The organism is Microbacterium sp. AISO3, assembly GCF_002204305.1.
In the GTDB taxonomy this organism is placed as follows: Bacteria; Actinomycetota; Actinomycetes; order Actinomycetales; family Microbacteriaceae; genus Microbacterium; species Microbacterium arborescens.
On record NZ_NHRF01000178.1, the window covers coordinates 1 to 393 of the forward strand.

The 393-nt window shown below is 41.7% G+C and carries 1 protein-coding gene; it reads left to right on the forward strand.

Annotated elements, in window-relative coordinates; translation table 11 throughout:
• Positions 1–74: 74 nt before the first annotated feature.
• On the forward strand, positions 75–393 hold a 319-nt coding region (locus CBF90_RS18285), incomplete at its 3' end, for a hypothetical protein (RefSeq protein WP_141097240.1).

The following is a 393-nucleotide window of genomic DNA, read 5'->3' on the forward strand; positions in this document are numbered from 1 at the left end:
AGCCCAGGCTTGGGACCCCTGGATATTCGTGGGTTCGGATATACCTTTATGCTTTTAAGCCCACTAAAGACGACATGGCTCAGATTCAAGAAGGCAGTGTAAAATCCATGAACAAGAGATGGAACCAATTGGCAAGCGACCCATCTCAATATAATCGCTCCCAGGGCGTGATTCAGTTAAGTGTCGATAAAAATTCGAAGATTGCCCAGATGGACTTAAGTATTCCGGGGCATACTTGCACGGTGATTTCAACCGAAAGCGATATTTCAAAAGGAATTCAAAATTTCAAAATAGATAAAAATCAAATGCGTCTTCAAAGTACGGGACGGTTCGTCTGTGACATGAAATTCATGAATGTTCCAAACCAAATTTACAACTGGAAAATCGATCTCG